Raw genomic sequence first — 18,731 nt, 5'->3', positions numbered from 1 at the left:
TGCATGACCTCGAGACTGGAATTCGCTCGTCTTCCCGCTGCCGACGGTGTGAATGGCTGGTGGGAAAGTCTGCCCGCGCCACCCGCCGTGAAGACATTGCGCGGCGACAGGCGCTTTGATTTCGTGGTGGTTGGCGGGGGAATCACAGGGCTTTGCGCGGCTCGGCGTTTGGCCGAGTTGGCGCCGGAGGCATCCGTCGCGCTCGTCGAGGCGGATCGTATTGGCCGCTCGACCGCAGGGCGCAATTCGGGTTTCTTTGTCGACTTGCCACACGACATCAGCAGTGAAAGCTATTCAAGAAGTGTCGACGCGGATAAGGCCGACGTGCGGATGCAGCGCCACGGCATCGACTACGTACGGGCGATCGTCCGCGCAGAGGGCATCGAGTGCGACTGGCGCGACGACGGAAAATACCACGCGTCGGCGAACAAACGCGGCAAGGAGGCGCTCGAACACTTCGCTGACGGCTTGCGGCGTATCGACGAGAACTTCGAATGGCTCGACGAGGCCGGTATTGCGAAAGTTACCGGCACGTCGTTCTATCACAGTGCGATATTTACACCCGGCTGCAGCACGGTGCAGCCCGCGGCATTGATGCGTGGCCTCGCGCGAACCATGCCGTCGAACGTGGAAGTGTTCGAGCTCAGTGCCGTCAGGCGGCTCGAACACATGCCTTCCGGCAAGGTGCTGTCCTTTGCTGAAGGCACGATCACGGCCGCTAAGGTGATTCTTTGCACCAATGCTTACGCGGCGACTTTTGGCGAGCATCCGAATGGATTGCTGCCGGTCTACACCTTCGCCTCGATGAGCTGCGTCATGAAGCAGGCCGAGATCGAGGCGCTCGGCGGAATCAATTCGTGGGCGCTGATTCCGGCGGACCCGATGGGGACCACCGTGCGCCGCTTGAATACGGACCGCGTCTGCATTCGCAATCACTTCGCGTTCCGGCCGGGGCTGGAGGTTTCAGAGGCGGATTTGCGCAAAGCGAGACATCTGCATCAACGTTCCTTCGAGCGCCGCTTCCCGATGCTCAAGAACGTCGAACTGGAATACACGTGGGGCGGCGCGCTTTGTCTGTCCGCGAATAGCGGAGCGCTGTTCGGCAAGCGGGAGGACGGCCTGTATCACGCGATCGGGTGCAACGGCCTGGGGCTCAGCCGAGGTTCCGCATCGGGAAAGGTCATTGCCGAGTTTGCCTTGGGCATGACGAACGACATGACTCAGCAACTGCTACGACAACCGAAGCCGCGCCCGTTGCCCATGCGCCCCATTGCCGACGTTGCGGTTTCCGCAGCGATCTGGGTGAAGGAGTTCTCGGCGGGCGTCGAACTTTAATTGATTGAGGATACGAAATGACGACACTTGAGGAATGGAAGCAAAGGGCCGATGCATTGTCGCTGGACGGGCGCGCCTTGATCGCCGGGGCGCGTTGTCAGGCCGCATCCGGTGAGACGTTTCAGACGTTGAATCCGTCGAATGGCAAGTTGCTTGCCGACATCGCGCGTTGTGAGAAAAAGGACGTCGACCGCGCGGTCTTTGCCGCGCGCGAGGCATTCGATTCCGGCGTGTGGTCGAAAGCGGCACCGGCACAGCGCAAGTCCGTGCTGCTCAAGCTCGCGCAATTGATCGAAGAACACATCGACGAATTGGCCGCGCTCGAAGCACTCGAAGCCGGCAAGCCGATTTCGGAATGTCTGGGCCTGGATATTCCGGAGTCGGCCGCCTGCATTCGCTGGCACGCGGAAGTCACCGACAAGCGTTACGACGCGCTTTCGCCTTCGGGCAGTAGCGTGGTGAGCATGATTACGCGCGAGCCGATCGGCGTCGTCGGCGCTGTGCTGCCGTGGAATTTCCCGGCGCTGATGCTCGCGTGGAAGATCGGACCGGCTCTGTCGGTCGGCAATAGCGTGATTGTGAAACCCGCGGAGCAAACCTCACTCGCGACGCTGCGCATTGCGGATCTCGCATTGGAAGCCGGCATTCCTGCGGGCGTGTTCAGTGTCGTTACGGGATTCGGCGAGGCCGCCGGGCAAGCGCTGGGCCGCCACCCCGATGTGGACCTGATCGCGTTCACGGGGTCCACCGAAACCGGCAAGCTGTTTCTTCACTACTCAGCGGATTCGAACCTCAAGCGGGTCATTCTCGAATGCGGTGGAAAGAATCCGCAGGTCGTACTGCCCGACGTCGCCAATCTCGACGCCGTCGCGGAGCAAGCGGTCGCCGCGGCGTTCTGGAACATGGGCGAGAATTGCAGCGCCGGTTCGCGCTTGCTGGTGCATGGCGGCATGAAGGACGCGCTGCTGGAAAAAATCAGGCATGTCCTCGAAGCGTGGAAGACCGGCAATCCGCTCGACCCCGACGTGAAGCTCGGCGCATTGATCGAGCAGAAGCACTATGAAAAGGTACTCGACCACATCGAAAGGGCCAAGGCGGAGGGCGCGCGACTCGTCTGCGGCGGCAATGCTGTTCTGGCGGACACCGGTGGCTGGTATGTCGAGCCGGCAATCTTCGATAACGTGACGCCCGACATGAGCATCGCACGCGATGAAGTGTTCGGCCCGGTGCTATGCATCATCGAATACAGCGACATCGACGAAGCCGTCCAGATCGCCAACGATACATGCTATGGATTGGCCGCCTCGTTGTGGACCGATAACGTCAACCACGCGCACAAGGTTGCCGCTAGAATCCGCGCGGGAACGGTGACGGTCAACTGCTTCGGCGAAGGCGATCTGTCGACGCCGTTCGGCGGCTTCAAGCAGTCGGGCTTCGGCGGACGGGACAAGTCGGTCTATGCACACGACCAGTATTGCGAGCTGAAAACCACCTGGCTGAAGCTCGACTAACCACGACACGGCGAGCGCTGACCATCTCAGGAAACGACCACACTATGCGGCTAGGATTCATTGGAACCGGCACCATCACGCGGGCGATCGTCACCGGCCTGCTTCGGGTGGGCGCGCCTTTCGAAAGTATTACCCTGTCGCCGCGCAATGCCGGAACTGCCGCCGCGCTTGCCGCGCTGGATGCGCGTATTTCCGTTTGCCGGAGCAATCAGGAGGTGCTCGATTCCTGTGACGTGGCGTGCCTCGCCGTGGTGCCGCAAATCGCATCGGAAGTGCTGGAGGGGCTCCACTTCACCGCGCGCCACACTATCATCAGCTTTATGGCCGGCATCCCGATAGCGGACGTGCGGCGGATGACCCGCAGCGGCGGCACCGTGGTTCGCGCGATACCGTTGCCCGCGGTCGCAGCCGCCAGGGGAAGCACGGCGATCTGCCCGCCGCACGAAGTGACGCGGCGCCTGTTCGCTTCTGTGGGCGCCGCGGTCGAAGTGGACGACGAAAGAAAGTTCGATGCGTTGTCGGCAGTGACCGCGACCATGGCGAGCTTCTACGCGGTGCTAGAAACGCAGGCGGCATGGCTGGTCAAGCAAGGCGTCGAGTACGACTCGGCGAGGGCGTATCTTTCCGCTTATTGCGCCGGACTTGCCAACGACGCGGTCGAACGCGCGCAACCGTTCTCCGTGCTGGTGGAGCAATCCATGACACCCGGCGGAATCAACGAACAACTCCACACCGAACTCTCGCGCCGAGGCTCGTACTCGCACTACAGCGACGCGCTGGACCACGTGATGGGCCGCATCGAAGGAAGGACGTAGTTCCGGCGCCTTTCACCTTCGTGATGCGTTCGCGTGGCGAGTCGACGGCGCCCGCCGAGGCGGGTTGACCGCACTTGCCGACGCGTCGGGCGAAGCCCAGAATGATCGGCATGACGCACTGGGGGTACCGCCGAAGGCGACGCGCTGTGACTATTGTCGGCCCGACCTCCCAATGACTGTCCGCTGCCGGTTTGCGGTCTCCCCACGTTTGACCGCCTTCAAGGTGATGAACATGCAGAAGAAGCAACTGTTTGCCGACCGATTATTGGCGCAAATGCCGTCGCTCCGTGCATTGCGGTGCTTTGTGACGGCCGCGCGCTACGAGAGCTTCACCCAGGCAGCGGATGTGCTGTGCGTGACGCAGGCGGCGATCAGCAGGCAAATCAAGGAACTCGAGGATACGCTGGACGTCGCGCTGTTCGAACGGACCGGCCGGCACATCGCGTTGACGGACGCCGGCCGTATTTTGTACAACGCCTCGTACCTGTCGATCATGAATATCGCCGAGGCCGCCGAAGTGGTGCGCCGCTCGGACAAGCACGTGCTGAACATCTGTATTTCGCATACGTTTTCCGCGTTGTGGCTGTCATCCAGGCTGCCGCGTTTTCGCAGGAAATTCCCGGAAATCAAACTCAACGTGACGGTGACCGAGCACTTCATGGAGCTGGACGAGCTCATGCAGCCGGACGTCATCATCACGAAGAACCCGCCGCGCGAGCCCGAGTACGACGTGGAACCGCTGTTTCACGATGTCGTCTATCCGGTCTGCAGCCGGGCGTTCTTCGAGAGTCATTTTCAGAGCAAGGCGCTCAAGCCGTTGGACCTTTTGATGCAGCCCACGCTGCATCTGTCTCTGCTGGGCCGTGCGCAGGTTTGCGAGCATGTCGACTGGCGCGTGTGGCGCAACTGGTTTCAGCAGGGCGACGGCTCTGAAAGATATGCGCTGGGCGAGCATTTCGAAAGCAACGACTATCGGCTGCTGGTATCGCTGGCGCAGGCCGGCGAAGGCACCTTGCTCGGCTGGCATCACCTGGTGCATCGTCAGATCGACGAAGGAACGCTGGTGCGCCCTGTGCAGGATGCGCTCGTCTTTCACGACAGACACCACTACGTCATCACCCACAAGAATGCGAGGAGCCGTCCGGAATACGAGAAGTTCCGCGAGTGGATCGGCGCCGAGGTCGACGAGATGATGAAAGAGTGGCCCGGCGTGCCTTCCGTTGCGGCGCAGTAGGGTTTTCGCTCCCTGAACGGCGGTCCGTGGTCCAGCGTGCGCGATAGACTGCCGCCGCAATAGGGCCAGCGGCGGGGCCAGCCGCGCTTAGCCTGGCATCCGCCGATCCACTTTTGTTATCGCCCCCTCCAATACTCGAATTGTTGGCGAATCGCACCGCTCGTATATTGGCTGAACCGTCAGCGCAAGCACCCGCAGCACTGACACCACAACCAGCCGGCATACAACAACACGAAGGCACGCCGTTCAGGCCTGCCACAGGAGCACAGCGATGAATCGAATCGATCTGGAGGGGCGCGTCGTCGCCATTACCGGCGGCGCCCGTGGCATCGGCTACGCGGTCGCGCAACGGGCGCTGAACTCGGGCGCATCGGTCGCGCTATGGGACGTGGACGCCGAACGCTTGGCGCGCAGCCAGCGTGAGCTTAGCGAACTGGGCAAAGTCACGGCGGTCTCCGTCGAACTCACGCAGGAAGCCGCAGTCGCACAGGCCGTGGCGCAAACCGTCGCCGATCACGGCGCGATCGACGTGCTGATCAATTGCGCCGGCATCACCGGCGGCAACGGCACTACGTGGGAGCTGGAACCCGACGTCTGGCGCCGCGTGATCGACGTCAACCTGATCGGCCCGTATCTCACTTGCCGCGCGGTCGTGCCGCAAATGCTCAAGCAGGGCTATGGCCGGATCGTCAATATCGCGTCGGTGGCCGGCAAGGAAGGCAACCCGAACGCCTCGCACTACAGCGCCTCGAAGGCAGGCCTCATCGGCCTGACCAAATCGCTCGGCAAAGAACTCGCGACGAAGAACATTCTCGTCAATGCCGTCACGCCCGCCGCGGCCAAAACCGAGATATTCGACTCGATGTCGCAGCAGCACATCGACTACATGCTCTCGAAGATTCCGATGAACCGCTTTCTGATGCCCGAAGAAGCGGCGTCGCTGATTCTGTGGCTCTCGTCCGAGGACTGCGCGTTCAGCACTGGTTCGGTATTCGATCTATCCGGCGGGCGCGCAACGTACTGAGGTGCCGAGGCATGACGCGCGCCTGAAATCGGCAGCGGTCCGCAAGATAAGAAAACGCAGAGCCGCCGACCGTGCGCGCTCTGCGAAGGAGACGACATGGAAGCGCATGCGCCCGTTTCACTAGAGGCGATCAACAGCAAGGTGATGCGACGGCTGCTGCCGTTTCTGCTGCTGATGTACGTGCTGGCGTTTCTCGATCGCGCCAATATCGGTTTCGCGCAGAAGGCCTTGCAGCACGATACCGGTCTGTCGAACGCGGCGTTTGCGTTCGGTGCGGGCGTGTTCTTCGTCGGCTATGCATTATTCGAAGTCCCGAGCAATCTGCTGCTGCATCGGGTCGGCGCGCGTGTATGGATGTGCCGGATCATGGTGACATGGGGACTCGTGTCGGCAGCGATGTGCCTCGCTCATACGCCCACGGCTTTCTATACGCTGCGGTTTCTGCTCGGCGTCGCCGAGGCGGGTTTCTTTCCCGGCGTGATCTATTACCTCACGCACTGGTTTCCGCAATCGGCCCGGGCGCGTGCGGTGGGCGTGTTTTATTTCGGCGCGCCGCTGGCGTTTATTTTCGGCAGCCCATTGTCGGGCTCGCTGCTCGAATTGCACGGTGCGCTCGGCCTGACCGGCTGGCAATGGCTCTTTCTGGTGGAGGGCGCGCTGGCTTCGGCGGTGGGCGTGTGGGCCTTCTGGTATCTCGACAATCGTCCCGAAGACGCGCGTTGGCTCGTACCGCAGGAGCGCGCGAGTTTGCGCGCGGCTCTCGACGAAGACGCCTTGCTCGCGTCCGCGCACGGTCCGCATCACATTCTCGCGGCGCTGGTGGACCGTCGCGTGTTGCTGCTGTCGGCAATCTATCTGCTGATTCAGATGAGCGTGTACGGCGTGATCTTTTATCTGCCCCAACAGGTGGCGGCATTCCTGGGCACGACGGTCGGCTTGCGTGTGGGACTCGTCGCCGCCTTGCCGTGGCTGTGCGCGTTGGCCGTGACCTGGTATGTGCCGCGCCGTGCGGATCGCACGGGTGAGCATCGGCGTTGGGCGGTCGTGTTGCTGATCGTCGCCGGACTTGGCATTGGCGTGTCGGGACTTGTGCACAGCCCGCTGTTCGGCTTGCTGGCGCTGTGTTGCGCGGCGAGCGGTTTCATTGCAGCGCAGCCGCTCTTCTGGACCTTCCCCACGCGTTACCTCACAGGCGCCGCCGCGGCGGGCGGCATCGCATTGATCAATTCGCTCGGCGGACTTGGCGGCTTCATTGCGCCGAGCTTGCGCACCGCGGCGGAACACGCGTTTGCGTCGACGTCGGCGGGACTGGTCGTGCTGGGCGTGTCGAGTCTGCTCGCCGCGCTGCTGATCGGCACGCTCTTGCGCCGCGATCCGGCCCAGTCGCGCACAACTTTCGAAACCTTACTGCATCGCGCCCGCTAGGCGCTCGCTCGACGCACTCATAACGGAGCCCCATTCATGGCCATGCCTACCATCCGGCACGTGCGTGCCTTCATCGTCCGCGGCGGCGGCGCGGATTATCACGACCAACCCGGCGGACACTGGATCGACGATCACATTTCCACACCGATGGCGCGTTATCCGGAGTATCGCCAGAGCCGCCAGTCATTCGGTATCAATGTGCTGGGCACGCTCGTGGTGGAGATCGAAGCAAGCGACGGCACCGTCGGTTTCGCGGTGACGACGGGCGGCGAGATCGGCGCGTTCATCGTCGAGAAGCATCTCGCGCGTTTTCTCGAAGGCCAACTCGTGACCGACATCGAGAAGATGTGGGATCAGATGTATTTCTCGACTTTGTACTACGGCCGCAAAGGCGTGGTGCTGAATACGATCTCGGGCGTCGATCTCGCGTTGTGGGATCTGCTCGCGAAAGTGCGCAAGGAGCCGGTGTACCAGCTATTGGGAGGGCCGGTGCGCGACGAACTCGTGTTCTACGCAACCGGCGCGCGGCCCGATCTGGCGAAGGAGATGGGTTTCATCGGTGGCAAGCTGCCGTTGCAGCATGGTCCGGCCGAAGGCGAAGCAGGCCTCAAGCAGAATCTGGAGAAGCTCGCTGAAATGCGCAGCCGCGTCGGCGACGACTTCTGGCTGATGTACGACTGCTGGATGAGTCTCGATGTGCCGTATGCAACGCGGCTTGCGCAAGCCGCGCACGAATACGGCCTGAAATGGATCGAAGAATGCCTGCCGCCCGACGACTACTGGGGTTACGCCGAACTGCGCCGCAACGTGCCACGCGGCATGATGGTGTCGACCGGCGAACACGAAGCGACGCGCTGGGGCTTTCGCATGCTGCTGGAAATGCAATGCTGCGATCTGATTCAACCGGATGTCGGCTGGTGCGGCGGAATTACCGAATTGATCAAGATCTCCGCGCTCGCCGATGCGCACAATGTGATGGTGGTGCCGCACGGTTCATCGGTGTATAGCTATCACTTCGTGGTCACGCGGCACAACTCGCCGTTCGCCGAGTTTCTGATGATGGCGCCGAAGGCCGACGAAGTCGTGCCGATGTTCACACCGTTGCTGCTCGACGAACCGGTGCCGGTGAATGGACGCATGAAGGTGCCGGACACGCCGGGATTCGGCGTGCGGCTGAATCCGGAATGCGCGTTGGTGCGGCCTTATCCGCGGTGATTGCGCGTAACCCGTCGCAAGGTAGAAACATAAAAGGAGAATGACGTGCTGCTCAAGGACAAGGTCGTGATCGTCACCGGCGGCTCGCGTGGCATCGGCCGCGCGATAGCGGTTGCATGCGCCGCCGAAGGCGCGGACGTGGCGATCAACTACTGGGGCGATAACGACGCATCGTACGGCCGCCGTTCCGCCGTCGCGGAAGTGGTCGGCGAAATCGAGGCGCTGGGGCGGCGCGTGATTGCGATCGAGGGCAATGTCGCCGCGCGCGAGACCGGTCAGCAGTTGGTGCGCCACACGGTCGAAGCTTTTGGCAAAGTCGACGTGCTCGCCAGCAACGCCGGTATCTGTCCGTTCCACGCGTTTCTCGACATGCCGCCGGAAGTGCTGGAGTCGACGGTGGCGGTCAATCTGAACGGCGCGTTCTACGTTACGCAAGCCGCCGCGCAACAGATGAAGTTGCAGGGCACGGGCGGCGCGATCGTGGCGACGAGTTCGATCAGCGCGCTAGTGGGTGGCGGCATGCAAACGCATTACACGCCGACCAAGGCCGGCGTGCATTCGCTGATGCAATCCTGCGCGGTGGCGTTGGGACCGTACGGCATTCGCTGCAACTCGGTGATGCCGGGCACCATCGCCACCGACCTGAATGCGGAAGACCTCGCCGACGAAGCAAAAAAAGCCTACTTCGAAAAGCGCATTCCGCTGGGCAGACTGGGCCGCCCGGAAGATGTCGCCGATTGCGTGACGTTCCTCGCTTCCGACCGCGCGCGCTATGTGACGGGCGCGGCGTTGCTGGTGGACGGTGGTCTGTTCGTCAACCTGCAGTAACGCCGATGCCGATTTCAGCTCGCGTGAGCCGAAGCCACGATCACGGGGTCGGCAGCGGCCGCGGTGGTGTCATCGCGCTTGAGCTTGCGCGAGAAACCGCGCAACAGGTCGATGAAACGCAATGCCGGTTCGGCGAGCGGTTCTTCCTTGCGCGTGAGAATGCCAAAACCGGAGAGAGACTTGCCGATTTCGAGCGGCAAGGCGACGAGCAATTGGCCGCGCAAATGATCGCGCACCACCGACTCGGGCAGCATCGCCACCGCATCGTAATTTTCGAGCAATTGCAGCGTGGCGAAGATCGACGCGCATTCGGTCAGATTCACCGGCGTGGCGAGTCCCGCACGCGCGAGTTCCTCTTCGAACAGCACACGCGCCGGACTGGTAACGGGCTGCGCCACCCACGGCCAGTCGATCAGTTCACGCAAGCTGAGGCGCGCGCGCCGCGCGAGCGGATGCACCGAGCGCACCACCAGCAACAAGGTCTCGCGCGCGAGCGGTTCAAAACTGAAATCGTTGTGTTGAAGGGGACTTGTCAGTCGCCCGAGCGCCAGATCGACTTCGCGGCGATGCAGCAATTGCACGACCTGGTCGCTGGTTTCGCCGAGAATGCGCACGTTCAGCAGCGGGCTCTCGGTCTTCAGCGCGGCGACCGCCATGGCCAGCAGATCGGGCGCGGCGCCCATGATCGCGCCGACCGTCAGTTGCCCATGACCGCCGCGGCGCTTCACGTCGAGGTCTTCGGCGAAACGGGTCAGCTCGGCCAGCGCGCGCCGCGCGTAAGCCAGCGTGACGACGCCGAGCGGCGTGGGCGTCATGCCGCGCGCGTTGCGCTCGAACAGCAGGAAGCCGAACGCTTCTTCGATATCGCCGAGCATGCGGCTCGCGCTCGGCTGGGCCACGTTGACGGCCTCGGCGGCCTGATGGAGATTACGCGCGTCGTCGAGCGCGACCAGCAGCGCGAGGTGCTTGAACTTGAGCCGATTGACGAGGGCGACGGTGGCTGAGTGTTGGCTCATGGGGCAGGTGCGATTCGGTTTGTGGATCGCCCAATCCCAACTTCGGATTGAGATGCTATCGACGCAGGAATTATAGTCGCATCAGACGCTTCCACGTTTCGCTGGAAAAGCGCCCGGATACGACGGGAGACAGGCCGCAATGGAGACAATCGCTTTCCGGATGGTGCTTAACCCCGGCATGCGCGAGGAATACGAACGGCGTCATGCGGAAATCTGGCCTGAGCTGGTTGACGCGTTGCACAACGCCGGCGTGCGTGACTACCGGATTTTCTTCGATCCCGATTCGAATCATCTGTTCGCCATCCTCACGCGCAACAGCCATCACACCATGGACGAACTGCCGCAGCTCGATGTAATGCGCAAATGGTGGGAGTACATGGCCGACATCATGCACACGGCCCCGGATCACACGCCGGTGCAGCAGCCGCTCGAACCGGTCTTCCATTTGACCTCGCTGAGTTGAATTGAGCTGGTCCGATCCGACTGGACCTCAAACCTCGAAACGATTATCACCGGACGGAGGATGTCGCATGCAGGTGGTCGATTCGCATGTTCACTTGTGGGATCTGAAAACGCATCGCTATCCGTGGCTGGAAAACCCGGGCGTGTCGTTCGTGGGCGACGCGCGCGATCTGAAACACGACTACCTGCTCGACGATCTGTTGGGCGAAGCGGGCGATATCGAGGTGCTGAAACTGGTGCACGTCGAAGCGAATCACGATCCCGCCGATCCGGTCGAAGAAACGCGCTGGCTGCAGTCGATTGCCGATGGAAAGGAATCGCGCGGCATGCCGAACGCGATCGTCGCCGCAGTGGATCTGTCCGCGTCGAATGCGCCCGCCGTGCTCGAAGCGCATGCGTCGTTCGCCAATACGCGTGGCGTCCGGCAGATCCTGAACGTGCACGAGAACAAGCTGTTCGATTATGTCGGCCGTCATTTCATGCGCGAGCCGCAGTGGCGCGAGCATTTTGCGTTGCTGCGCCGTTACGGCATGTCGTTCGATCTGCAACTGTATCCGTCACAGATGGAAGAGGCGGCAGCGCTTGCGCGCGCGCTTGGCGACACGCAGTTCGTGATCAATCACGCGGGCATGTTCGTCGACCGCAGCAGCGTGGCCGGCTATCGCGCGTGGCGCGAAGGCATGCGCTTACTCGCGGACTGCCCGAATGTCGCCGTAAAAATCAGCGGACTCGCGATGTTCGATCATCGGTGGACTGTGGAAAGCCTGCGGCCTTACGTGCTCGAAACGATCGATGCGTTCGGCGTCGAGCGAGCGATGTTCGCGTCGAACTTTCCGGTCGACCGGCTGTTCGGCTCTTACGCGGATTTGTGGCATGCGTATGCGTCGATTGTCGAAGGCGCGAGCGTCGCCGAAAAAGAAGCATTGTTTTGCCGCAACGCGGAACGTTGCTACCGCATTTAGAAAGAAGGAGACACGCAGTGCAGCAACCCATATCCGCTGTGCCGAGGCTCGAATTGCGGCATGCGAGTAAATCATTCGGGCGGGTTCGCGCGCTATCCGACGGCGATCTCGCGCTCTGGCCCGGCGAAGTGCATGCCCTGCTCGGCGAAAACGGCGCGGGCAAATCGACGGTCGTGAAGATTCTAGCGGGCGTGCATCAACCGGACACCGGCGAGCTGCTGGTGGACGGCGAGGCGCGCCGCTTCGCGACGCCCGCCGAAGCACGCGACGCCGGGCTCGCGGTCATCTACCAGGAACCGACGCTGTTCTTCGATCTGTCGATCGCGGAGAACATCTTCATGGGACGGCAGCCGGTGGACCGCATCGGCCGGATTCAGTACGACGCGATGCGCCGCGAAGTGGACGGCTTGCTGGCGTCGCTCGGTGTCGATCTGCGCGCCGATCAACTGGTGCGCGGGTTGTCGATTGCCGATCAGCAGGTGATCGAAATTGCCAAGGCGTTGTCGCTGAACGCGAACGTGCTGATCATGGACGAACCGACCGCGGCGCTGTCGCTGCCGGAAGTGGAGCGGCTCTTCACCATCGTGCGCAAACTGCGCGAGCGAGATGTGGCGATCCTGTTCATCACGCACCGGCTCGACGAAGTATTCGCGCTGACACAACGCGTCACGATCATGCGCGACGGCGCGAAAGTTTTCGACGGTTTGACCGCCGATCTCAACACGGAAGCGATCGTGGCCAAAATGGTCGGCCGCGATCTGGAGACGTTCTATCCCAAAGCCGAACGGCCGCCCGGCGAAGTGCGGTTGTCGGTGCGCGGCCTCACACGCATCGGTGTATTCAAGGACATTTCCTTCGACGTTCGCGCAGGCGAAATCGTTGCGCTTGCCGGACTGGTCGGCGCGGGGCGCAGTGAAGTCGCGCGGGCGATCTTCGGCATCGATCCGCTCGATTCGGGCGAAATCTGGATCGCGGGCAAACGTCTCACGGCGGGGCGGGCCGCCGCCGCCGTGCGCGCCGGACTGGCACTGGTGCCGGAGGACCGTCGGCAGCAAGGGCTCGCACTGGAATTGAGCATTGCGCGCAATGCGTCGATGACGGTGCTCGGCCGACTCGTCAAACACGGGCTCATCTCCACGCGCAGCGAGACGCAGCTTGCCAATCAATGGGGCACGCGCCTGCGTCTGAAGGCGGGCGATCCCAACGCGCCGGTCGGCACGTTGTCGGGCGGCAATCAGCAGAAGGTCGTGCTCGGCAAATGGCTGGCCACCGGACCGAAAGTATTGATCATCGACGAACCCACGCGCGGCATCGACGTCGGCGCGAAGGCCGAGGTGTATAGCGCGCTCGCCGAACTGGTGCGCGACGGCATGGCGGTGCTGATGATTTCGAGCGAATTGCCGGAAGTGCTCGGCATGGCCGACCGCGTGCTGGTGATGCACGAGGGGCGTATCAGCGCCGATATAGCGCGCGCCGACGCCGACGAAGAACGCATCATGGGCGCCGCGCTAGGCCAACCTGTTCCACCGCTGGGGCACGCCGCATGATGCGCCACTCTTCCACTCATCCCGCGCCGGTGCAGGCGCCGGTCCCGAAGCGCGCGGCGAGTTCGCCGGGCGGTTTCGCCGCGAGCATCGCGAAGAGCCGCGAGACGACGCTCTTCGTCGTGCTGGTTCTGTTGATCGTGGGCACGGGGCTCGCCAAGCCGCAGTTCCTGAACCTGCAGAATCTGCGCGACGTGCTGCTGAATGTGTCGATTATCAGCTTGCTGACGGCCGGCATGACCGTGGTGATCCTGATGCGCCACATCGATCTCTCCGTCGGCTCGACGGTCGGCATCAGCGCGTATGCGGTCGGCAGTCTGTATGTCGCGTTTCCGCATATGCCGGTGATCGTCGCGTTGGCGGCGGGGCTCGCAATCGGTCTCGTGGCGGGCACCATCAACGCGCTGCTCGTTGCGGTGGGGCGCGTTCCATCCCTCGTCGCCACGCTCTCCACGCTGTACATTTTTCGCGGCGCGGACTATGCGTGGGTGCACGGCGGACAGATCAACGCGACCAGTTTGCCCGATGCGTTTTCCCGTCTTGCCACCGGCACTTTGCTCGGCATCCCGACGCTCGCGCTGATCGCGCTCGTCGTGCTGATCGGTCTCGCCGTCTATCTCAAGCAGTTTCGCGGCGGCCGCGAACACTACGCGATCGGCTCGAATCCGGAGGCGGCGCGTCTGGCCGGCGTGAACGTCGAACGTCGGGTGATGGCGGGTTTCCTGTTGTCCGGTGCGATTGCCGGTTTTGCCGGCGCATTGTGGCTGGCCCGCTTCGGCACCGTGGATGCGAGCACCGCGAAGGGCATCGAGTTGCAGGTCGTAGCTGCCGCCGTGGTGGGTAGCGTGGCGATTACCGGTGGCGTCGGCACGATACTCGGCGCCACGCTCGGCGCGCTCGTGCTCGGCGTGATCAGCATCGCGCTGGTGGTGCTGCACGTGTCGCCGTTCTGGGAACAGGCTATCGAAGGCGCGCTGATCGTCGCCGCGATTACCGCGGATACCTTGCTGGCCCGCTCCGTCGCCAAACGCATGATGAGGAAACGCGATCATGGCTAAACCCGATTCCGCGCTGCTCACGCGCAAACGCGAAACGCCGCTGCAATGGGAAGTGCTGCTGGTGATCGTGCTGATTCTCTCGCTCGCGCTCGGACGCTTGCTGTCGCCTGTGTTTCTGACCGGCGCGAATCTGAGCAACGTATTGGCCGATCTGACCGAGATCGCATTGATGGCGCTGCCGATGACGCTGATCATCGTCGCCGCAGAAATCGATCTGTCGGTGGCGTCGGTGCTCGGCGCATCCAGTGCGTTAATGGGCGTGCTGTGGCATATGGGTTTGCCGATGCCGCTCGTGATCGTGCTGGTGCTGGTTGCCGGCGCGTTGGCCGGCTTGCTGAACGGCCTTGTGATCGTCAAGCTCAATCTGCCTTCGCTCGCGGTCACGATCGGCACGCTGGCGCTGTTTCGCGGCCTCGCCTATGTATTGCTCGGCGACCAGGCAGTCGCGGATTTCCCGGCGGCTTATACGGCCTTCGGCATGGACACGCTGGGCGGGAGTTTTATTCCGTTGCCGTTTGTCATCGTGATAGTCGGCGCGATCGTGTTCACCGTGCTGCTGCAATCCACGGCGTTCGGCCGCAGTCTCTACGCGATCGGCGCGAATCCGACCGCCGCGGCGTTCTCCGGTATCGAAGTAGCGAAGATCCGCTTGCGCCTGTTCGTGCTGTCCGGCGCGATGAGCGCGCTGGCGGGCGTCGTCTATACGCTGCGCTTCACCAGCGCGCGCGGCGACAACGGCGAAGGCTTCGAACTGTCGGTGATCGCGGCGGTGCTGTTCGGCGGCGTGAGTATTTTCGGCGGACGCGGTTCGATGATCGGCGTGCTGCTGTCGCTGCTGATTGTCGGCGTGCTGAAAAATGCGCTCACGCTCGACGACGTGTCCAGCGAAACGCTCACCATCGTCACTGGCGTGCTGTTGCTGGCGTCCGTGCTGATACCGAATCTGGTGGCCCGCTGGCGCGCGGCGCGCGACCGGCGTTTCATCGCGAAGTCCGCTTCTTCCCTCTGACGTCCTTAGCCATGCCCATGTCTGAAAAGAGAAAGTCCAACAACCGATAACCCGGACAACACCACGTCCAACAACAAGGCAGGAGACACTCTATGTTCAAACCTCTACGTCACACCGGCACCGCGGCGCTGTGCGTCGCGTTGCTCGCGATCAGTTGCGCCGCATCCGCCGCCGAGCTGAAAAGCGGGCTGAAAATCGCATTCGTGCCGAAGCAGATCAACAACCCCTACGAAGTAATCGCCGACGACGGCGGCATGGCCGCCATCAAGGAGTTCAAGGGCGTGGGCAAGGCGGTGGGACCGTCGGACGCGGGCGCTTCGTCGCAGGTTCAATACATCAACACGCTGATCACGCAGCGGCAGGACGCGATCGTGATCGCCGCCAACGACGCCAACGCGGTCGTGCCGTATCTGAAGAAAGCGATGTCGCAAGGCATCAAGGTGGTGACGTTCGATTCGGACACCGCGCCCGAGGGCCGTCAACTGTTCGTCAACCAGGCGAACGCGGAAGGCATTGGCCGTGGTCAGGTTCAACTGGTCGCGAAGCTGATGGGCGGCGAGGGCGAGTTCGCGGTTCTGTCGGCCACGCCGAACGCAACCAATCAGAACACCTGGATCAAGTGGATGCAGGAGGAGCTGAAAAAGCCCGAGTACTCGAAGATCAAACTCGTGAAGATCGCCTACGGTAACGACGACGATCAGAAGTCGTTCACGGAAACGCAGGGCCTGTTGCAGGCGTATCCGAATCTGAAGGCGATCGTCGCGCCGACCACGGTGGGTATTGCGGCTGCCGCGCGTTATATCTCGACTTCGTCGAGCAAAGGCAAGGTGGCGGTGACCGGTCTCGGCACGCCGAACCAGATGCGTGCTTTCGTGAAGAATGGCACAGTGAAGGCGTTCCAGTTGTGGGATCCGGGTCAACTCGGTTACCTGGCCGCGTATGCCGCGGCGGCGTTGGCGTCGGGCACGATCAGCGGCAAGGAAGGCGAGTCGTTCGACGCCGGCAAGCTCGGCAAACGCAGCATCGGAGCGCAAGGCGAAATTATTCTTGGACCGCCGACCACGTTCGACTCCAGCAATATCGACAACTTCAACTTCTGAGCGGCGATGCTTGCGGCGCGGAGGTCGCACGGCTGACGTGATCGCCAGGGCATGAAGCACGAGGCGCGCGGCCGATGCATGGCTCACGCGCCTCGTGATTTTTATTTGCAGCGCGCCCGGAATGGCGTCATGCCTGCTGCACACTCACTCACGTTTTTCGCGTGAAGCGTAATGGTCTTTGCGGTGCCTTTGTATTTGCAGACGAGATAGGGGTCGATCTGGTCGATGTCCCAGCGATCCACGCGGCCAGCGCGCACGGGTACAAGACTCGCCATCTGGTCCGGCGGACCATCGTACAAAGCCGCGTTGTTCAGGGCATGCCGCACACCGGAATCGAGCACGCTAACCGGACAAGCGACCGGCGCTGCCACCGCGGCGCCGCTTGCCAAAGCGTAGAAGAGCGCGCAAAGCGCTTTACTCGACCACATGGAATTGATCTCCGTCGTTTGTTTTCATTCCGTGTCCGTTCCTGAAACGGATGGTGCGTTCGTGGACGGGCTGCGCCGTATGCCCATTCCACTGATCCAGAACCTGGATGCCGGCTGCGTTGCGGCCGAGATAAATGGCTGCATGGCTGCGCCCGTCAGTGTGGTTTCCGTACCTGCCGTTAGGGTCGAATGTCGCGATAACCGTTCCCGGACTAATCAGATTGGCGGTTCTTGCTTTCTCTCCCTGATGCCACGACGAGGAAGGTGGAACGGAAACGACAGCGTGCACGAATGTCACACATTGCCCGTTTCCGACAAGGTGTCCTTTTAGAGAATTTGCTTCGGTCATGTTTGCTAGGTAAGACATCCCTTAACCTTTCTCAATCACGTGGCTTGGACATGAGTCCACACCTCTCTTTGTGGACCCACGGTCACGGCGGGTGCGGTGAACGGATCAAACGTAGCATCACGTTGGCCGTATCTGATTGGGGAAAATTCCGCTTTACGGATGGCACAAGTCGAAAACGTAGCGTCACGCGTGTTGCATCATCAACTGAGCCGACAGCTTGCCGTCCATACACGAAGCGCGCGCGACATTAGCGCAGTTCAAATTCTGGCGAGCAACAAACCCTAGAAGCGCTGCTGAACACCCACGGTGACACCCACCTGCGTATCCGACGCGCCTGCCAGGTCACGCGACACGCTGACCAGCTTCCCGCGCCCGGTCATCGCATAGCCGCCCGACAGATACAGCACGGTGTGTTTCGACAGGGCATACTGCCCGCGCACCGAGAACAGCGTCGGATCGCCGCCGTCGCTGTTCTTGACGTCCTGATGGTAGAGCGCGCCGGACAGCGTCACGACGGGTGTCACCTCGTATTGAGCACCGATCCAGTACGTGCTGCTGCGCTGCGTTTGCTGTTGGGTGCGGAACGTGCGCTGATAGGTGCGATAGCCCGCCATCGCCTTCACGGCGCCGAAGTCATAGCTCACACCCGCATGAATGCCCTGGATGTAATCGGTGATGTCGGCGGGTATGACGCTATCGCTCGCGCCATTCTGCCGGTCGAACGTCGCGACCGCGGCGAACGGACCTTGCTCGTAGCCGAGACCGACGTTGTACTTCGAGCCTGTCTTCATGCTGCCGGGCACATTACCGAAGCCGTATAGCGCGCCGAACTTCAAGCCGGAGTACGTGCCGTCGTAACGCACGGCGTTGGCCGAACGCACGAAGATCAGGTCGCGCCGGCCGGCTGCCGCTGTCGAGGAGACACCCCACGAGTAGTTCGGCGCATAACCCATCGGGTCGAACGGCAGCATGTAATCGAAGGTGGTCGTGAAATTGCGGCCGAGCGTGAGTTGCCCGTAGCGGGTTTTCAGACCGATAAAGGCGCGCCGGGCGAAGATCGAGTCGGGTCCGTCGTCGAACTGTCCGTTGGCGATGTTGATGCCGCTTTCCAACTGGAACACCGCCTTCATGCCGCCGCCGAGATCCTCGACGCCCCGCAAACCCCAGCGCGAGGTGTTCCTGCCGCCGGACACCAGACGGACAGCGCCGCCTTCGCCGCCCGCGCCGCTCGCATGGTTCACGTACTCGACCCCCGCGTCCATAATGCCGTACACGGTCACGCTCGATTGCGCCTGCACGCCGGCTGCAAGTCCGGAAAGTCCGGCGCAGGTGAAGCTCAAAGTCGCCTTCTTCATGTTCGACTTCATGACCAGTCTCCCGTAATTGGTCTTTTTTGCCGGTAAGGGCGCTGCCCCT

At 62.4% G+C, this 18,731-nt stretch carries 18 protein-coding genes; 14 read left to right on the top strand and 4 right to left on the bottom strand.

Going from position 1 to position 18,731, the window contains the following annotated elements:
* The first annotated feature begins 3 nt into the window (after positions 1–3).
* From B0G75_RS10685 to B0G75_RS10650, 8 genes are all read left to right on the top strand, one after another.
* Positions 4–1,335 carry an FAD-binding oxidoreductase gene (locus tag B0G75_RS10685; protein WP_106304309.1) on the top strand — a complete coding sequence of 444 codons (1,332 nt, stop codon included), beginning with the start codon at positions 4–6 and terminating at the stop codon, positions 1,333–1,335.
* A gap of 17 nt (positions 1,336–1,352) precedes the next feature.
* A complete protein-coding gene (locus tag B0G75_RS10680; RefSeq protein WP_106304306.1) occupies positions 1,353–2,846 on the top strand; it encodes an aldehyde dehydrogenase in 1,494 nt (497 codons plus the stop codon).
* 44 nt (positions 2,847–2,890) lie between these two features.
* Positions 2,891–3,661 (top strand): pyrroline-5-carboxylate reductase, encoded by a 771-nt coding sequence (locus B0G75_RS10675; protein ID WP_106304303.1) that lies wholly within the window; start codon positions 2,891–2,893, stop codon positions 3,659–3,661.
* 232 nt (positions 3,662–3,893) lie between these two features.
* Positions 3,894–4,895 carry a LysR substrate-binding domain-containing protein gene (locus B0G75_RS10670; RefSeq protein WP_106305596.1) on the top strand — a complete coding sequence of 334 codons (1,002 nt, stop codon included), beginning with the start codon at positions 3,894–3,896 and terminating at the stop codon, positions 4,893–4,895.
* Positions 4,896–5,166: 271 nt separating this feature from the next.
* Positions 5,167–5,919 carry an SDR family NAD(P)-dependent oxidoreductase gene (locus B0G75_RS10665; RefSeq protein WP_106304300.1) on the top strand — a complete coding sequence of 251 codons (753 nt, stop codon included), beginning with the start codon at positions 5,167–5,169 and terminating at the stop codon, positions 5,917–5,919.
* 96 nt (positions 5,920–6,015) lie between these two features.
* On the top strand, positions 6,016–7,344 hold the full coding sequence (locus tag B0G75_RS10660) for an MFS transporter (RefSeq protein WP_106304297.1): 1,329 nt from the start codon (positions 6,016–6,018) through the stop codon (positions 7,342–7,344).
* A 36-nt stretch (positions 7,345–7,380) separates the two neighbouring features.
* Positions 7,381–8,559 carry an L-rhamnonate dehydratase gene (gene rhmD, locus B0G75_RS10655; RefSeq protein WP_106304294.1) on the top strand — a complete coding sequence of 393 codons (1,179 nt, stop codon included), beginning with the start codon at positions 7,381–7,383 and terminating at the stop codon, positions 8,557–8,559.
* A 45-nt stretch (positions 8,560–8,604) separates the two neighbouring features.
* Entirely contained in the window at positions 8,605–9,387 is a 783-nt protein-coding gene (locus tag B0G75_RS10650; RefSeq protein WP_106304291.1) for an SDR family NAD(P)-dependent oxidoreductase, read from the top strand.
* A gap of 14 nt (positions 9,388–9,401) precedes the next feature.
* Here B0G75_RS10650 and B0G75_RS10645 read toward each other — a convergent pair whose 3' ends face one another.
* Positions 9,402–10,403 (bottom strand): LysR family transcriptional regulator, encoded by a 1,002-nt coding sequence (locus B0G75_RS10645; protein ID WP_106304288.1) that lies wholly within the window; start codon positions 10,401–10,403, stop codon positions 9,402–9,404.
* A 139-nt stretch (positions 10,404–10,542) separates the two neighbouring features.
* Between B0G75_RS10645 and rhaM the strand changes: the two genes are divergently transcribed.
* The 6 genes from rhaM (at position 10,543) to rhaS (ending at position 16,538) form a co-directional block, all read left to right on the top strand.
* Complete coding sequence (gene rhaM / locus B0G75_RS10640; RefSeq protein WP_106304285.1) at positions 10,543–10,866, top strand: L-rhamnose mutarotase; 324 nt, start codon at positions 10,543–10,545, stop codon at positions 10,864–10,866.
* Between the two features lie 67 nt (positions 10,867–10,933).
* Positions 10,934–11,827: an amidohydrolase gene (locus B0G75_RS10635; protein WP_106304282.1), complete on the top strand. Its 894-nt coding sequence runs from the start codon at positions 10,934–10,936 to the stop codon at positions 11,825–11,827.
* Positions 11,828–11,844: 17 nt separating this feature from the next.
* Complete coding sequence (locus B0G75_RS10630; RefSeq protein ID WP_106304279.1) at positions 11,845–13,374, top strand: sugar ABC transporter ATP-binding protein; 1,530 nt, start codon at positions 11,845–11,847, stop codon at positions 13,372–13,374.
* On the top strand, positions 13,371–14,429 hold the full coding sequence (locus B0G75_RS10625; protein ID WP_106304276.1) for an ABC transporter permease: 1,059 nt from the start codon (positions 13,371–13,373) through the stop codon (positions 14,427–14,429). The genes B0G75_RS10630 and B0G75_RS10625 overlap by 4 nt, the downstream gene beginning before the upstream one ends.
* Positions 14,422–15,438 carry an ABC transporter permease gene (locus B0G75_RS10620; protein WP_106304273.1) on the top strand — a complete coding sequence of 339 codons (1,017 nt, stop codon included), beginning with the start codon at positions 14,422–14,424 and terminating at the stop codon, positions 15,436–15,438. The genes B0G75_RS10625 and B0G75_RS10620 overlap by 8 nt, the downstream gene beginning before the upstream one ends.
* A 92-nt stretch (positions 15,439–15,530) precedes the next feature.
* The gene (rhaS, locus tag B0G75_RS10615; RefSeq protein WP_106304270.1) at positions 15,531–16,538 is read left to right on the top strand and encodes a rhamnose ABC transporter substrate-binding protein; all 1,008 of its coding nucleotides are present in this window, start codon (positions 15,531–15,533) and stop codon (positions 16,536–16,538) included.
* A gap of 101 nt (positions 16,539–16,639) precedes the next feature.
* On the opposite strand, the gene B0G75_RS10610 is transcribed toward rhaS, so the two are convergent.
* The 3 genes from B0G75_RS10610 to B0G75_RS10600 all read right to left on the bottom strand — a co-directional run bounded on the left by B0G75_RS10610 (position 16,640) and on the right by B0G75_RS10600 (position 18,682).
* Complete coding sequence (locus B0G75_RS10610) at positions 16,640–16,966, bottom strand: STY0301 family protein (RefSeq protein ID WP_106304267.1); 327 nt, start codon at positions 16,964–16,966, stop codon at positions 16,640–16,642.
* Positions 16,953–17,333, bottom strand: a complete 381-nt coding sequence (locus B0G75_RS10605) for a BPSL0067 family protein (protein ID WP_106304264.1) — start codon at positions 17,331–17,333, stop codon at positions 16,953–16,955. Before B0G75_RS10605 ends, B0G75_RS10610 begins: the two co-directional genes overlap by 14 nt.
* A 263-nt stretch (positions 17,334–17,596) precedes the next feature.
* A complete protein-coding gene (locus B0G75_RS10600) occupies positions 17,597–18,682 on the bottom strand; it encodes a porin (protein WP_106304261.1) in 1,086 nt (361 codons plus the stop codon).
* Between the last annotated feature and the right edge of the window lie 49 nt (positions 18,683–18,731).

This window comes from Paraburkholderia sp. BL18I3N2 (genome assembly GCF_003001875.1).
Taxonomy (GTDB): Bacteria; Pseudomonadota; Gammaproteobacteria; order Burkholderiales; family Burkholderiaceae; genus Paraburkholderia; species Paraburkholderia phytofirmans.
The sequence above is the reverse complement of the archived record's forward strand: the minus strand, read 5'-3'. Positions and strand labels throughout refer to the sequence as shown.

Bases quoted from the DNA above. Each gene is read 5' to 3' on its own strand.
- B0G75_RS10675 (WP_106304303.1), top strand. From the start codon at position 2,891: ATGCGGCTAGGATTCATTGGAACCGGCACCATCACGCGGGCGATCGTC.
- B0G75_RS10645 (WP_106304288.1), bottom strand. From the start codon at position 10,403: ATGAGCCAACACTCAGCCACCGTCGCCCTCGTCAATCGGCTCAAGTTC.
- B0G75_RS10600 (WP_106304261.1), bottom strand. From the start codon at position 18,682: ATGAAGTCGAACATGAAGAAGGCGACTTTGAGCTTCACCTGCGCCGGA.
- B0G75_RS10625 (WP_106304276.1), top strand. From the start codon at position 13,371: ATGATGCGCCACTCTTCCACTCATCCCGCGCCGGTGCAGGCGCCGGTC.
- rhaS (WP_106304270.1), top strand. From the start codon at position 15,531: ATGTTCAAACCTCTACGTCACACCGGCACCGCGGCGCTGTGCGTCGCG.
- B0G75_RS10610 (WP_106304267.1), bottom strand. From the start codon at position 16,966: ATGTGGTCGAGTAAAGCGCTTTGCGCGCTCTTCTACGCTTTGGCAAGC.
- B0G75_RS10605 (WP_106304264.1), bottom strand. From the start codon at position 17,333: ATGTCTTACCTAGCAAACATGACCGAAGCAAATTCTCTAAAAGGACAC.
- B0G75_RS10665 (WP_106304300.1), top strand. From the start codon at position 5,167: ATGAATCGAATCGATCTGGAGGGGCGCGTCGTCGCCATTACCGGCGGC.
- B0G75_RS10680 (WP_106304306.1), top strand. From the start codon at position 1,353: ATGACGACACTTGAGGAATGGAAGCAAAGGGCCGATGCATTGTCGCTG.
- rhaM (WP_106304285.1), top strand. From the start codon at position 10,543: ATGGAGACAATCGCTTTCCGGATGGTGCTTAACCCCGGCATGCGCGAG.
- B0G75_RS10660 (WP_106304297.1), top strand. From the start codon at position 6,016: ATGGAAGCGCATGCGCCCGTTTCACTAGAGGCGATCAACAGCAAGGTG.
- B0G75_RS10685 (WP_106304309.1), top strand. From the start codon at position 4: ATGACCTCGAGACTGGAATTCGCTCGTCTTCCCGCTGCCGACGGTGTG.
- rhmD (WP_106304294.1), top strand. From the start codon at position 7,381: ATGGCCATGCCTACCATCCGGCACGTGCGTGCCTTCATCGTCCGCGGC.
- B0G75_RS10670 (WP_106305596.1), top strand. From the start codon at position 3,894: ATGCAGAAGAAGCAACTGTTTGCCGACCGATTATTGGCGCAAATGCCG.
- B0G75_RS10635 (WP_106304282.1), top strand. From the start codon at position 10,934: ATGCAGGTGGTCGATTCGCATGTTCACTTGTGGGATCTGAAAACGCAT.
- B0G75_RS10620 (WP_106304273.1), top strand. From the start codon at position 14,422: ATGGCTAAACCCGATTCCGCGCTGCTCACGCGCAAACGCGAAACGCCG.